The following is a 13,988-nucleotide window of genomic DNA, read 5'->3' as shown; positions in this document are numbered from 1 at the left end:
AACGGCATATTTAAGATAAGTTCTTAAATATACCGTTGCATTTGTGTTGTCTTGCATATAATTCAATTTTTTTTATGTATAAACCTACATAATAATTAGCCTATAAAATAGCATATATTTTAGGATTCGGACAGGAGTCGAACCTACGACCAACTTGTTCGTATGAAGCAAGTTTAATTAAATCCCAAAAGCCTTCTATCCCTTCCATATAGTCATTTAACTTTTTAACTAAGTTTAAGCAATCCCTATTAAATACAGTCTATACGTGGTAAAAAAAGGGGTAAACTTTATATACCCCTTTTATTTCTGTCATAATTAATTTAACAAAGACACTTCAATTGTTTTATATGCAGTCCTTATGTTAAATGTAGGCTATCTATCGAGATGTTATCATGTCCGACTTAATATATTAAGTTAATTAAATTGAAACTAGCACCGTTTTTTTTGTATTGTATATTTAAGAATGAATATTATATATTTAATGTGGTATAATTTAAATAAGTAATAGTTGTGAGATCTATTTATGAGATTAATAATTTAAACTAATTGTGAGTTTGAGTATGATGATAAGATTGCTGGTACTTTCTTATCATTCTTTTTTTGTTCGTTTTTTTGTATTTTCAATAAATCTAATTATGAGTAATATAACCATCAATACCATGCAATATGAAATTGTATATTATTATTGCTAAATGAAAACAAGAAATTTATTGAAATTGTTTAACTTAAGCTTTTGCTACAAACAACTAAAATAAAGTGCTATATATGAGTATATCAAATATTAGAAAAGGTGCTAGATATCCATGAAATCAATATATCAAATAAGAGAAATTTAAAAAAGAAAAATTAACGACAAAAAGTGTTAACTCTGTAGAGGATGCGTCCGAGTTTTATTATTTAGCAGGACAAATTATTCATTTCTTTTTAAGTAAGGATAAAAGAAGATTAAAGCAAACACAGGACATTTCTAATCTTATTAAATGTAAATAAAAAATAATGAAGTTCTATTTTCCGATTTGTGGATGCATGTCTCAAAATAATCATTTAATAATGCATATAATATATAAAATGCCCCTATGGATGAAGTTGTTTTTATCAATTGATTTATATATTTAAATTTATTATAAAAAGCAGTCAAAGGTAATAAACAATAACCATTGAGTCAACAATGTTTTGATAAATATTACTAGAAAACATAAGTATTTAGGGATACTATCCAAGTGATAGTATCCCCAAATGTCTGCTAGACCCTCTTTAAATATCGAATGTATAATTTATTTAGATTTCATTCGACAACGATATTATCTATGTTGCGCTTAACTTAAACCCACTTGATCTACCGGTATTTTCTATCAATATATCTATACTAGAATTCAGATTTTCAACATTAGCTGCAAACTCATTTCATTTAATCAGTAGACATAATTTTATAGCCAATACATTTTATTAAAGCTCCAAATTAACTTTAAACGATTAACACTATATCCTCTTAATATTTCACCTTCGCAAGTAGTTATATTACATTCTTTTTTCTTAAATCGAAATGCTATAATATAACCAATGTAGTATGAACCATCTTTTTTTGTGTACTTTACTAAATCTCTATGTCTAAATCCATTCATTTCTTTAATAATTGCTTTAGATTTTTTTCTAATAGGTTTAATTGCCCAATCTTTTATGTTGCAATCATCATTATTAATTGTTAAATTAGTTATTACAATAGCATCATTAGAGTGAGACTTTTTAATGTTCCATTTTATACGTTTATTGGCAGTATCTTTGCCAGTTGTTAAAACCAATTTCCCTAGTTTACTTAATTCATTTCTCAAATAAGTTTTCCCTTGCATTACATGTTGTGCATAATCATATCTTGTATTTTTACCACCAATAATTTTTTGGAATTTATCTATATATAATTCCTCTGTACCGGTTACTTTTTTATGGCAACTAATACATAAAGTAATTGAATTTTCTAATGTATCAGCACCTTTTAATCTCACTGGAACAATATGATGAGCTTGTAGCTTGCAATTAGTTTTACCACATTCCATGCACTTATAATTATCCCTTATAATTGTTGCTTTTCTTAAATTTTTATTCATTCTGTTAGGTTTTTGATATTGACCTATGTCTAACTTGTTCCCTTCGGTTAATAGTTTTATATCTATTACTACATCTTCCAAATGATATTCTCTTATATTGATATATTTGCTAAGTATATGTATCATTCTAAGGATAGTTTCACGTTTTTGTTTAATAGTCGGAGATATTCTTTCTTTTTTATTACTGTTAAATCTGTTATTAACTCTCCTAGGTCTATATCTTTTATTAGACCTTCGATAAGCACGACGATGTCTTCTAACTCTCATTAAAGCACTAACATTTTGACGTAGTATAATAGTACCTTTCAACGTAGGTTTGTTTTTAGTTTTACATTTTTGTACAATTGATATACCAACATATTTTGAACCATCATCATGACCAAAAATGTGTTCTGAATTGTCTAACTCACAATTGAGTATTTCCCTTTTTAATTTAATAACCATAGGATATTTAATAATAATAGTTGCTTTTTGCTTTCTAATAAGAAACCAAGCATTTTTAATATTTGTAGGAGATAATTTCTTGTCGTTTATATCTAATACAAAGGCATATTCTTTATTTTTAATAATTTCGGTCATTTCTAACCACCCATCTTTTCAGAGAATTTTCCCCTTTGCCAATGACAATATAGAGTTCATATGTTTAGGTGTTTGACTACAGAACATTAGTAGTCGGTCATCCTGCCACATTCTTAGAGCATAGGACTAGAGAAATCCGATGGTAAGTCTTTAACTTTCTATATAATCGTAATTCATCATGCTATAAATTTTTCAATTTACTACACTCATTTAGGCTTGAAAACATCAAATAATCACCATAATATATCTAAATGTTCCGATTAATTACAATTTTCAATTATTTAAAGTTCCTTTTTTTAGCTTTAAAGTAAAAGGTTATAAAATTATTATGCAGTAAAAATAACAATAATATACATAGACATTGCTAATGCTAAATTAATAATAAAATAACAATAGATACATTCACTATATAAAACAGACATTTTAACTAGTGCCTTTTCAACACTTGCCAAATTGATAAAAATATAGTTCATAAAAGTCTACTTTTATAAACTATATATAGAACGTTCATATTAAATAATTAGTATTCTCAAATCACTACTAGTAAAATCATTATTAAACCTCAATTTGATAAGGTAAATATTTTTAGTGGAGGGTTAGCAATGGTTAAAGTTGGTTGTAAATATGGATTTACTATTAATCCTCTTACTAATAAATACTATATAAAAAAATATTATTCAGTAAGAGCATCTATATTAATTTATAGGTGCTTTCTTTAATTATTGATAGTAAACGCAATAGAGATAGATAGGTAGACACTTAACTAGGTTAAAATATGTCGTTCTCCTAGTGACCATTCACCTTCATATTTACTGCCACTAGTATAATAAAACATTCGTTTACTTTATAATTTTAAAAAATCCTCCCAATCCTCATAATAAATTACAAACCGAAAGGATAGTAACAATTTTCATATTTTATCTTACTACAAATAAACCCATCACTTCTTCTACATTAGTACTATCAATTTCCATTGATCCTTCTTTACCTTTGTATCTATTGTAATGCTTTATCTTTTCTTTTATTCGTTCCCATTTGTTTCTATTCAATGTTATATCCTGTTCTATCATCCCTTTGTACTGATGTGCATCTGTATTACCTGATAGTATAAATCTATCATTAATATATTCTATTTTTGCAAACTTAGCACCATCAACAGCTGATTTAATATTAACTCTGTCTTTGCTATAACTTGCTTGCTCAGTGTTACTAGCCCATAATTTATGTCCATAAGTACACAATATATTAAATACAAAGTCTTGCTCACATATATTGTGTCTTAGTTTAACTCCATCTAGCCACTCCTGAAATGATGTTGTTTTCATATTAATACCCCCATTTCTTTTTTTGGTTTATATATTCTCATGTAATATACATCTTTCATAAGGTCAGTTATACTATTGACATACCTTCAATAAGTGAAATTAATATAGCTACATCTGCTGCTGTTTGTACTGAATATTTATTTGTTTTAAAGAAATATTTTTTATATATTTCTTTAAACAATTCTCTATGATCAAGCGCAATAGATTTACCAAAAAGTATATCCTTAATAATTATTTGATTATCTTTTGCGAAGAAGCGAACTAGTACATCGTTTGTCCTATATTTTATATTTATATTTGAACTAACTCCAGCTAATATTATGCCATTATTTCTATCAATTAAATCTGAGAGTGAGTCTATCAATGTAGGCACAGCTTCATAAATATTGTAATTTTTACTATTGCTTAATGATCTTTTAAATTCATCACCTGTGCGACAATATGAAGGTGATAATATTTGTTTAGTTAGTTCATTATTGTCTTCATTAGCTTCAGTGGAAATTTGAATATCTTCTTCAATTATTATAAAATCATGAAATTTAATTTTAAAGTAATTTGCTATAGTAAGAAGGTCCCCAATGGCTAAAATACTAATATCATGATAATGCGATGTCTTTATTAATTTTAGGACATCTACTTTTAATAAAGTCACATCAGATATTTCCTGAAGTGTAATGCTGTGACCACTTTTACGTTCCTCCTCTTCTAAGCATCTGTTAAATAAAGTTTGAATTTTCAAAATACAAACCCCCTTAAAAATTTTATATATTTGATGTATTTTATAATTTAATGTATTTTACATATTTGATAATATAAATTTACCACAATAAATATGAATTAACAATAACCAATTATTGCGTTTTATAGCTATTATGTAAGTTAAGCTCACTATAATTCTATATATCGTTGAATATTGTTGAATTACTAATAATTTTAAAAAATACAGTTTATTTTAATGAGTTAATTATAATAGAAATTGAAAAACAAGCAATGTCGCGAAAGTTTAATTTCACGACATTGCTTATTTTTAATAATTTTAAATTATCCAAACACTTTAGCAAGCAGTTTTTGTTGAATGTCAATGCATTTAAAAATCAACTTTTCATCTCTAATATCAAGTTTTACTTCTTTTACGGTATTTCCATCTGGAATTTGTGTGATGTCAATATTGGGGAATGTCAAACCCTCCTCCCGGATTTTTAATAAAGGGTCTAATGCTTTAATCAAATAATCTAATTGAATTTTATTTTTACTGTAATCCTCATAAATTTGATTATTTTTATCAATAGTATCTTTAAGAATATGAAGTAACTCATCTGGATATATCACTTCATGGACTATAGGTAAAGTTCCATTATTATCACTCCTCAATATATTTTGTTTATATTAATAATAGAGCTAATATGGTATTTTTGTCTGTCTCTTAAACAAAAAATAAGACCGTTTTAATTAATGAAATTATTAATTAAAGTCCAGTTCTCAAAGAAATCACTTGCTGAAACGATACCATCTCTTTCTTCTGTGAGCAATAACTTACCATTTGCATCATTTTTAATGTTGAAGTAGAAGTGGTATAAATCTAATGAATCTTTGAGTTTATGGCTCATCAAGTCTATTAGTTCGTCCTTAGTCAATATAAATGCAGAGTAATTATCTTTAAATTCAATTATAAATACATTTATATCCGATACCTTAGATTTAGATATCCTGTGCCATCCACCCGCATGGTCATTAGAATATGACTTGGATGTGAATACCCTAATTTGTATTACATTATTAGGAGTATTAATTATTACATCGCAATTTTCAGCTCTCCTTGTTTTTCTTACTTTAGCATTAGGTACATCTTTTAAAATCAAATTAAATTTTTCGATACAATATATAATTGATTTCAATGTTGACACCCGAGTTTTCCCAGACCCATCATTTTCTTCAGAATGCTCATTTAAATTTGATTGTTCAAGTCCAACACTAAGGTAATTAATAGAGTTTTTTAAAGAGGTTATTTCCATTTCATGTTGACCAATGATCTTCTTCAATGTGGAAACATCCTCCAAGAGGTCCAAAATTAAATTTTTATGTTCCATAGCAATCACTCCTCGCATAATCTTAGATAAATTAAATGGTTACTTTAAACTTATTCATTATTTATCTTTAAACTTATTATATGCTAACGAAATCAAAGTGTCAATGATTATTTAGATAGATTTTAAATAACTTATGATAGAATTAGATAGTTTTAAAAGTAGCGGTAACCATTGCTATTGACTATACCTTAAAAATTTCATTTTGAATGTAACATAACGTGCTAATTCTTTACTTTGAATGTATTATAATATTTGTCCTATATAAACAAGTCTCAAAAACGAGACTGCTTCCAGATCAAATTTACCAGTTAAATGTAAAAGTTTCATTTTAGGACCTAAAATGAAACTTTTACTTATCAATATAAATTATTATACTTTAATAAAGCTTATTACAAACCATTATTTAACATTTATTAGAGTACCAGTATAACAAAAGCGCCATTTGTAAAACTTTGATTAAATAGTTTCACTATTCAGATAACATTTAGTATAACAAAAGGCGCAAAAATGAAACAAGTATTGAAAATGTTTTATACTCAATAGTGGCCTTCTAATAATATTTACTACTTTTTTATATTATTTATACCGTTTGGCTATATAAGATTAAAGAAGGTTTGAATTTTCGTATTTTTAAACAAACCAGCCGTGACAAAGGGGCTAAATACCTTGTACAAAAATTCTAAAGGAGCTATTAAAAATGATAAATGAAAATGAAGAAGAATTTTACGATGAATTAGGTAAATATACTCTGTACCGTACCTTGCTAGATGAGTTAAATAAGCATCCTATTAAAACATATCAAGATGTAAATATACAATATTATCATAATCTTTGTGAAAAATTTGAAACAATTAAAACAGATTACATTGAAGAAATGATACATTTACATGAGTTACAAATTATAACAGATGTAGTATTCCAAACAGCCTTAGACCCTATAATTCCTAAATGTTTCTATGATAGTAAAACTGAGATATTTACTATGGATTTTAACTTTGTCCCATTTTTAAAAATAGACTATTTGAAAAAGTTTGTTAAAATCAAAAATGCACTTATGTATTTAATTATTGAAGGCATAAATCGAATGGAAGAGAAACCAAATTACAATAAAGAACCAGTTCTTATTATATTCACTATAGCCAAATCTAGGTTCTTTGATGTGGACAACATAGAGATTAAATACATCATAGATTCTTTTAGATATTCACATTTTTTTTATGATGATAGTTATAACTATGTATCTTATTTAGTCGAGGGAAAAGAAACAAAAGGACAGGGTCTTATGACTGTTACAATTATTAAAAAAAGTGATATAAAATGCATACTATAACAGTGCATAAGTGCTAATATTTGGAATAATGAATATGTCTATAAATAACATTTTATTAATAAGCACTGCACCTAGTAAAAATTCAAATGTAGGCTTACCTTACTAATACCCTATATTTAAGCTTTGTCCAATACAATTTATTGCTTAATAATATAAAATTGTCATTTTTAAGAAAAGAAATAGGGGCATTTATATAATAAGCGTTGCACCACAATAAATTCCTACCACAAAACCCCAACAACGCGAACCCCTGTTACCTATAGAACTTTTTGCTTACAAAAAATAAACATTAAAAATAAATATTTCTATTTTTTATATAAAAAAAGAAAGATGACTATATAGATATATAAAGAAAAAAGAGATTCTTTTCTTTAAGAAAGAAGGTAATAAGAAATGAAAAAGATAAAAAATCAAAAGAAAAATTGAGGCAAGATTTACAAAGTAAATGTAGTAAAAAGTAGTGAGGTCTTTAGGAAAATTATCAAAGTAAATTATAATGTAATAATAATAAATAGAAGAAAGTAAACAAAGAAATTATTAAATGTTTTATATGTATTATGCTTAAAAATATAGATACAAAAGGAGATAAAAAATGATAAAACTAACCGAAAGAGATATGAAGTTTCTATTAGCTCTGAATGAAACCGGAGCTTGCAATGCTAAGCTACCTTTAACTATTTACCCTAAAAGGTACTGTAGAACCAAACTAGAAAAAATGGAAAAAGAAAAGATAATAATCAGAAAATATGATTTGATAACACTAGGTATAAAGGGTAAAGCATACTTAGAGAGTATAGGTGTGGTTCCCATAATAGTAGCTACTAAGCCAATACCTGCTCAAAGAAGATTAGCTAGGGCATCGGAACTAAAATACCTCCTTCCAAATATGAAAGTTTTTACTTCCGCTGAGTATAAAAAGGAAAACAATTTAAATAGAGGAATGCAATTTGTAGCTGCAGCCACAACTGCTGATAAGATAGCTTATCTAATATATGATGTTCCAAAAATTTTAACTTGTGAGGCAAAAACACAAATAATAAGAGAACTAAAAAACAAAAGAAATGTTATTAATAGGGTTATAATTTTTACAAAGAATAAAGACTTTGTACTAATGTTATCTACAAGCAATATTTATGTAAATGAACTTCTTCTAATACCACAAAAAGACTGTTTTATTAATCTTCTAAATCTAATGGGAACAGGTGATTTCGATAGAAAAATAATAGGTGTAGCATTTCCAGAATTATTAGAAAATCAAATATTTAATAAAAAACAAACACAATATATAGTTAAAGATAATACTTACATTAACTTAGTACTAAATAATTTAAGCGCTTTAGATATGTTACGTAGTTTGGATATTCAGGCAATAAAAACCAATAGTACAACAAATCAGATTTATAATGTTGTGTGCCTATATTCGCAAAAATTATACATCCAATACTGCATTCAAGAATTACACATGAAAAAACTCAATGTACAACTAACAACTATATCTGATGAACAAATTTCTTCAATTGAATAACACCCTGGATAGATAATATAAGCCTTGTCCAAACATATTGTATTAGCTTAGCACTGGCCATAGTTAAACTCTGCCAGAGGTACAACTATTCTATTCTAGATTGATCCAAAAGGTATGTGACATTAAAATCACATATCCTTTTGTGTTTTTAGCCAATTTATAGCTTTGTAATAAAATAAAATGGTTTATAGCTAATTTTTCACCGCAACCATTTATTGGAATCAACAGTCGTTTTGTTTTTCTACTTCATCATTTCCTTTTTTATTTCAAGTATTGTTTCTGTTGGTAAGTTCGTTCATCAGTCTAAATTTGTTTAATCTCCTTCAGATTCATTATCTGTGCCTTAAATAATAAGTAACCATTACTTAAAATTTAACTCCCTAAGTTGCGATTTACGAATAATTAATAACTAATGTTTCTGATTTATTCTTTTTTGCATCTTCAATTATTATTTCAAGCTTTAAGGCTATATTGTTTTCTACATAATACCCACCACATTGTTTACAAATATTAGCTGGTACACCTTTAATTATAATTGTATGTCCGTCAAAGTTAAGTGGGGTGTTTTTGATGGCTATTGCGCATAAAACATTTATTTCTTTTGGCCTTGTTGCTATTCCAATTTCGCTGTACTCTGCTACACAAGATAATGACATTCATTTTAACCAACTCCACAAAGATGATAATTCAAGGATAAAATATAAAAATACTTGCGGTCATTGTGAGATGCAAGGTGCATTTTTTAATTACGGCATAATAATACCGTAAAATTCTTTCAAATAATACGGTATTATTATGAATTATTCAGTTTTATAAATATGTTAATTAACTTTACTTACCTCTGCCTTTAATATTTCCACAGATTTAAGTAGCATTTCCAAACCATCAATAAATAATTTCCAAGTAGCTAATACATCGCCAATAGCTTCATCAAACTTTATTTCTTTTTCTAATGGAATTGCCGATTTGATTACATAGTTTAATTCCTTAGCATTTTTTATTCCTTGCTCAGTATCAAAATGTATTTGCATTTTACGTGTTAAATCATCTACTTTTTTAAATTCAAAGCTTCTCAATCCAAGACAATCTATTCCTGGATTACTTCTATGTGTAAACGGGTGCCTAATTTCCTTGAATATTTTCACATGTTCACTGGTACTAAGTTGATTAATAACATCTTTTATTAATTCAAACTCATCATTATTAATCCAAGTAATGTTTTCCTCATAAATATCAATGTTTTGTAATCCAATATTGATTTTTTCAAAACTAATTTCATTTTTTTCTAATTTCTTTAATTTTTTTACTTTCTCTATTTTATTGTTAATGCATATGTAATTGTTTTTAAAAATTTTAATTTGCCTGTTAAATATTTGGTAAATTAAAAGTGCCAGTTTCTCTCTAAATGTAAATAAATCGTAGATTGATAATTTTAAAAACCGCTCTCTCTCGATGAATTTTAATGAACCCCTTATTGGACTATTAAATTCAGAATATATCCTGTCATATGCCAAGCATAATGATATTTCATCAATTATATTGCCCTTTAACTGTTGTATTTCTTTTAACCACACATAAATATTAGCAGTAAATTTCCTACTAATTATTATATCTCTGTCTGGTGTATAAAAAAGTCCTTGCTCAATTAATTTATAGTCTATATTCGATATGATCTCTTCTTTAAATATATTTTCGATTGCATCATACAATTTATCTTGAACAGCAAAGAATTCCTTTTTCGATGAATATTTCATTTAGTCACCTCTTTTTTATTATATACCATTAATAGATGATATTATATGTTAAAAAAGTACGAATTGCTATGATTAAAAATTTCACAACTTAAATTCATATAAATCAATAAGAGGCTATCTTTAAATATACTTAAATCATGTAATATAAAATTCTTTTGAATAATCCGGTATTTTAAGAAATCAATTGGAGCTTAATTGTATTCTGATATTGTCTGTCTAAGAGATTCATTGTAATTTTGTAATAATTCATCATTTTCATCCCTAATAGCACAATTTATTCTATCAAGTAATTGAAATAATTCTATAAAATAGTTTCTAACCTCGTCCCTATGCCTATCTGTCTCAATAGTGTAAGTTATTGTCTTTTCACTAATATCTATTATTGTCTTAATATCTTTAATCAAAATACTTATTGTCTCAATTTCACTTAAAAGCTGTTGAATATTAGTTGTATTTCTTATTTCCATAGAAATGTTTGTCAAATTGTTTATATACGTTTGTAAATTACCTTAAATTTCTTCTCCCAAAACAAATAAAACTATTTCTCTATTCATAATGCTGCCCCCTGTTAAATTTAGATACTACAATTATAATACATCTTAAATATCTATGTCCAATCCCAAAACAAAACTTAGATACTTTTTCTTATTTCCCATATTAATCACCTTAGGAAATATTATTATAGATATATTTTAATTCAATCAATTAAAAGTATTATGTTGTTGTTGATAGAAAAATATGGTTATATAATTATTCCAAAACAAAAACTATGAACTTTTACTTTATGGTGATATTATTACAATAGATATGTTGTTTCAACATCGATTGCTTCTCCTATAGCTCTTCCTACATTATCACCATAATACTTACTTAACAGCATGCTTAATCCATACTTTTCAAAAGCTTTTCTGTCAATTTCTTCATCTTGTTCTTTCATTCTAATAATCAACCATTTCACAGCACTAATTCTATTATTTTCACTTTCCCATGTACCATTAGGAACTTCACCATTTATTATTTCCCAGGGACATACATCAAAATGATATACAGCTTTAAATATTTTAAATAAACTAGGATAATATCTGTGTAACGTACCTAACCTATTTTCTTCAAGAACACTCCAAGATAATTTTTCTCTTACATTCTTTATATTCCATTGCAATTCTACCTCAAATAAGTATTGTAAAGCATCAACTCTATTTTTTTCAATTGTCCAGTAACTCTGTGGTACTTTATCTTGCTTAAACTTCCAAGGTTGATAATTCATCTCTGGATACGTACATATTATGTAACGAATAGCTGAACGTCCAAATAACTTTGAAGCAGTATGAAGCTTGTACCTAGTTAAGAACTTCTTGCAAACTTCTCTCTCTACCGCCTCTTTGTTGAATTTAAGTCTTTCATCAATTAAATATTTCAATAACTTAATAGCAACATCTTTTGCTTCTTCTGTACTTCTATTAGCCCAAAAACCCGATGGGAAGTTCGAAATTCTACCTTGTAATAAACATTCGTATATCTCTAAATCCTCTAAACTAGTAAAATCAACTTTTAAATTGTTAAGCATACCAATAACCCCCTTAACTTTCTAAATTATTGACAAACCTTTTAAATATCAATCAGTATTAAAAACAAAAAAATAAAGAGCCTTGTATCAATAGGCTCTTAAGGGAAGATATATAATTAATTGGTTAAATATATTAAATAATTTGTCCACTTTCCTTATAAATATTCAAGCTAAAAAAAATTTTATCTTATGTCGCTTCGATTTATTGATTCATAATGAAATTTTACCCTTACCCTTACCTTTTCTAAATTTTCATCACAATATACAATATGCTCCAAACAATATGGAATACATTTATAAGTCCATAAAATATTAAACACCCATTAACAATAATGCTTGATTGGTATAGTTGTTTTTCTGTAGCTTCTTTGATTCTTTTGTATACCCCCAGCAATAATACAAATGGAATTACTACCTTAAGTATTATACTTAATAATTGCCTATTGTTTACAAATGGCGCCATAACAGCATTAACTTCTAAGAACATACCTGTGTTGACTAGTAAAATCGTAAATATAATATCTGTTACATTTAATATGTACATAGTAATTAATTTTCTCTTTATTGAACCTAAATCTCTTGTTTTTAATACAGCAATAATAAAAGACATGTCCATCACCTCTATTTAGAAGTATTGGCAATGTCTCAATATTTTAAACCTAGCAAATTACTTACCTAACATGAGCAACCTTCAATAGATAATGTACACGTATGACCTATCAATAAGCTTATATATTATACAAAATAAAAAATTTGAAGTTAGATTTTTTCAACTTCAATCTTTGCTATACTTATTTAGGTGTAAATGAGGTTTTAGTAGTATATACCTTGCCTTTGTAAGTTACAGATACATTAGTAACTACTGCATATCCCTTAGTGGCCCGGCTTATCTTAACTGGTATTATTGCTTTACCATTCGTACCTATAGTTGCATTATATGTAGTATTGGTAGACTTATAATGGCAAACTATTTTAACAGAACCTTTTGCAGGGCCATTTACTGTAACATTAACTGTTGAATTTTGTTTAGGTGTCTTGTTATTTACACTTGCAGTAACTTTTACAGCAGCCTGTACTTGTTTGGATGTAGTTGCTTCTACTGGTACTGCAAAATTGGTTAATAAATAAAATGAGAAGATACAAATTAAAACGACACTCAAGTCTTTTAGCTTATTCCTCATATGTTCACCCCCCTTTTTACTCATTAATGCACCTAATAATTTCTACATAAATATTCCATTTCCTGCTAAACATAAAAATAAAGCTCCAGTCTCCTGGAACTCCTAATTATTCTTTAACACGATAGATACTTCTTCATTACATTTCTTACAGGCCATTACTAAAATACCACCTTCACTGCTTCTAAATATAAACTTTTCAACATTTATGTCAGTTTTAATATCTTCTATATTCCCACACTTACACATTAATTTCATCATATATCCCTCATCCTATCAGATTTTAAATAATATCCACCTACAGGTACCTAACTCATACTTAATCTCAAATAGTTTTGTTGTATTTTCAATTAAGCTTTGACACTTATACACAAGCATAATGTTACCTGCAAGTCTTTCAGTCTCTTTTACTATTACTTTATCTATTTTTATAACTTGCATAGGCTCCTCGCCTACTTGCATTCTAAACCTTATAGGTTTTATATTTCCTTTGTTATCTGTATAAGAAACCATTTCTATTGGTAATGCTATAACCTTCATC

17 protein-coding genes are annotated in these 13,988 nt (G+C 27.0%); 4 read left to right on the top strand and 13 right to left on the bottom strand.

Features of this window, described 5'->3' with window-relative positions:
• Positions 1 to 1,427 precede the first annotated feature (1,427 nt).
• A complete protein-coding gene (gene iscB, locus KPL51_RS04215; RefSeq protein WP_216157811.1) occupies positions 1,428 to 2,681 on the bottom strand; it encodes an RNA-guided endonuclease IscB in 1,254 nt (417 codons plus the stop codon).
• A gap of 533 nt (positions 2,682 to 3,214) precedes the next feature.
• Between iscB and KPL51_RS24460 the strand changes: the two genes are divergently transcribed.
• Positions 3,215 to 3,400 (top strand): WG repeat-containing protein, encoded by a 186-nt coding sequence (locus KPL51_RS24460; RefSeq protein ID WP_376770073.1) that lies wholly within the window; start codon positions 3,215 to 3,217, stop codon positions 3,398 to 3,400.
• A gap of 198 nt (positions 3,401 to 3,598) precedes the next feature.
• On the opposite strand, the gene KPL51_RS04210 is transcribed toward KPL51_RS24460, so the two are convergent.
• The 4 genes from KPL51_RS04210 to KPL51_RS04195 form a co-directional block, all read right to left on the bottom strand.
• Complete coding sequence (locus KPL51_RS04210) at positions 3,599 to 4,006, bottom strand: hypothetical protein (protein ID WP_216157809.1); 408 nt, start codon at positions 4,004 to 4,006, stop codon at positions 3,599 to 3,601.
• Between the two features lie 67 nt (positions 4,007 to 4,073).
• The gene (locus KPL51_RS04205) at positions 4,074 to 4,745 is read right to left on the bottom strand and encodes a hypothetical protein (protein WP_216157807.1); all 672 of its coding nucleotides are present in this window, start codon (positions 4,743 to 4,745) and stop codon (positions 4,074 to 4,076) included.
• A 302-nt stretch (positions 4,746 to 5,047) separates the two neighbouring features.
• The gene (locus KPL51_RS04200; RefSeq protein ID WP_216157805.1) at positions 5,048 to 5,377 is read right to left on the bottom strand and encodes a hypothetical protein; all 330 of its coding nucleotides are present in this window, start codon (positions 5,375 to 5,377) and stop codon (positions 5,048 to 5,050) included.
• A 74-nt stretch (positions 5,378 to 5,451) separates the two neighbouring features.
• Positions 5,452 to 6,093: a hypothetical protein gene (locus KPL51_RS04195; RefSeq protein WP_216157803.1), complete on the bottom strand. Its 642-nt coding sequence runs from the start codon at positions 6,091 to 6,093 to the stop codon at positions 5,452 to 5,454.
• Between the two features lie 697 nt (positions 6,094 to 6,790).
• On the opposite strand from KPL51_RS04195, the gene KPL51_RS04190 reads away from it, so the two are divergent.
• Together KPL51_RS04190 and KPL51_RS04185 are read left to right on the top strand one after the other, a co-directional pair.
• Positions 6,791 to 7,423 (top strand): hypothetical protein, encoded by a 633-nt coding sequence (locus KPL51_RS04190; protein ID WP_216157801.1) that lies wholly within the window; start codon positions 6,791 to 6,793, stop codon positions 7,421 to 7,423.
• Between the two features lie 592 nt (positions 7,424 to 8,015).
• A complete protein-coding gene (locus KPL51_RS04185; RefSeq protein WP_216157799.1) occupies positions 8,016 to 8,948 on the top strand; it encodes a hypothetical protein in 933 nt (310 codons plus the stop codon).
• 392 nt (positions 8,949 to 9,340) lie between these two features.
• On the opposite strand, the gene KPL51_RS04180 is transcribed toward KPL51_RS04185, so the two are convergent.
• Positions 9,341 to 9,604, bottom strand: coding sequence for a YgiT-type zinc finger protein (locus KPL51_RS04180; RefSeq protein WP_216157797.1), 264 nt, complete (start codon positions 9,602 to 9,604; stop codon positions 9,341 to 9,343).
• Between KPL51_RS04180 and KPL51_RS24250 the strand changes: the two genes are divergently transcribed.
• Positions 9,519 to 9,716 carry a Ku protein gene (locus KPL51_RS24250; RefSeq protein ID WP_216157795.1) on the top strand — a complete coding sequence of 66 codons (198 nt, stop codon included), beginning with the start codon at positions 9,519 to 9,521 and terminating at the stop codon, positions 9,714 to 9,716. The two genes, KPL51_RS04180 and KPL51_RS24250, sit on opposite strands and share 86 nt — an antisense overlap.
• Before the next feature lie 53 nt (positions 9,717 to 9,769).
• Here KPL51_RS24250 and KPL51_RS04170 read toward each other — a convergent pair whose 3' ends face one another.
• From KPL51_RS04170 to KPL51_RS04140, 7 genes are all read right to left on the bottom strand, one after another.
• Entirely contained in the window at positions 9,770 to 10,702 is a 933-nt protein-coding gene (locus KPL51_RS04170) for a hypothetical protein (protein ID WP_216157793.1), read from the bottom strand.
• Between the two features lie 191 nt (positions 10,703 to 10,893).
• A complete protein-coding gene (locus KPL51_RS04165; protein WP_216157791.1) occupies positions 10,894 to 11,169 on the bottom strand; it encodes a hypothetical protein in 276 nt (91 codons plus the stop codon).
• Between the two features lie 329 nt (positions 11,170 to 11,498).
• The gene (locus KPL51_RS04160; RefSeq protein ID WP_216157789.1) at positions 11,499 to 12,269 is read right to left on the bottom strand and encodes a DUF4046 domain-containing protein; all 771 of its coding nucleotides are present in this window, start codon (positions 12,267 to 12,269) and stop codon (positions 11,499 to 11,501) included.
• A gap of 244 nt (positions 12,270 to 12,513) precedes the next feature.
• On the bottom strand, positions 12,514 to 12,879 hold the full coding sequence (locus KPL51_RS04155; RefSeq protein ID WP_216157787.1) for a DUF5658 family protein: 366 nt from the start codon (positions 12,877 to 12,879) through the stop codon (positions 12,514 to 12,516).
• Positions 12,880 to 13,060: 181 nt separating this feature from the next.
• Positions 13,061 to 13,450: a hypothetical protein gene (locus KPL51_RS04150; RefSeq protein ID WP_216157785.1), complete on the bottom strand. Its 390-nt coding sequence runs from the start codon at positions 13,448 to 13,450 to the stop codon at positions 13,061 to 13,063.
• 102 nt (positions 13,451 to 13,552) lie between these two features.
• Positions 13,553 to 13,708: a hypothetical protein gene (locus tag KPL51_RS04145; protein WP_216157782.1), complete on the bottom strand. Its 156-nt coding sequence runs from the start codon at positions 13,706 to 13,708 to the stop codon at positions 13,553 to 13,555.
• A 15-nt stretch (positions 13,709 to 13,723) separates the two neighbouring features.
• Positions 13,724 to 13,987 carry a hypothetical protein gene (locus tag KPL51_RS04140; RefSeq protein WP_216157780.1) on the bottom strand — a complete coding sequence of 88 codons (264 nt, stop codon included), beginning with the start codon at positions 13,985 to 13,987 and terminating at the stop codon, positions 13,724 to 13,726.
• Position 13,988 lies beyond the last annotated feature (1 nt).

This window comes from Clostridium bowmanii, assembly GCF_018861315.1.
Lineage (GTDB): Bacteria > Bacillota > Clostridia > Clostridiales > Clostridiaceae > Clostridium_AD > Clostridium_AD bowmanii.
Note: the sequence above shows the minus strand (reverse complement) of the source record. Positions and strands in the feature narration are given on the sequence as shown.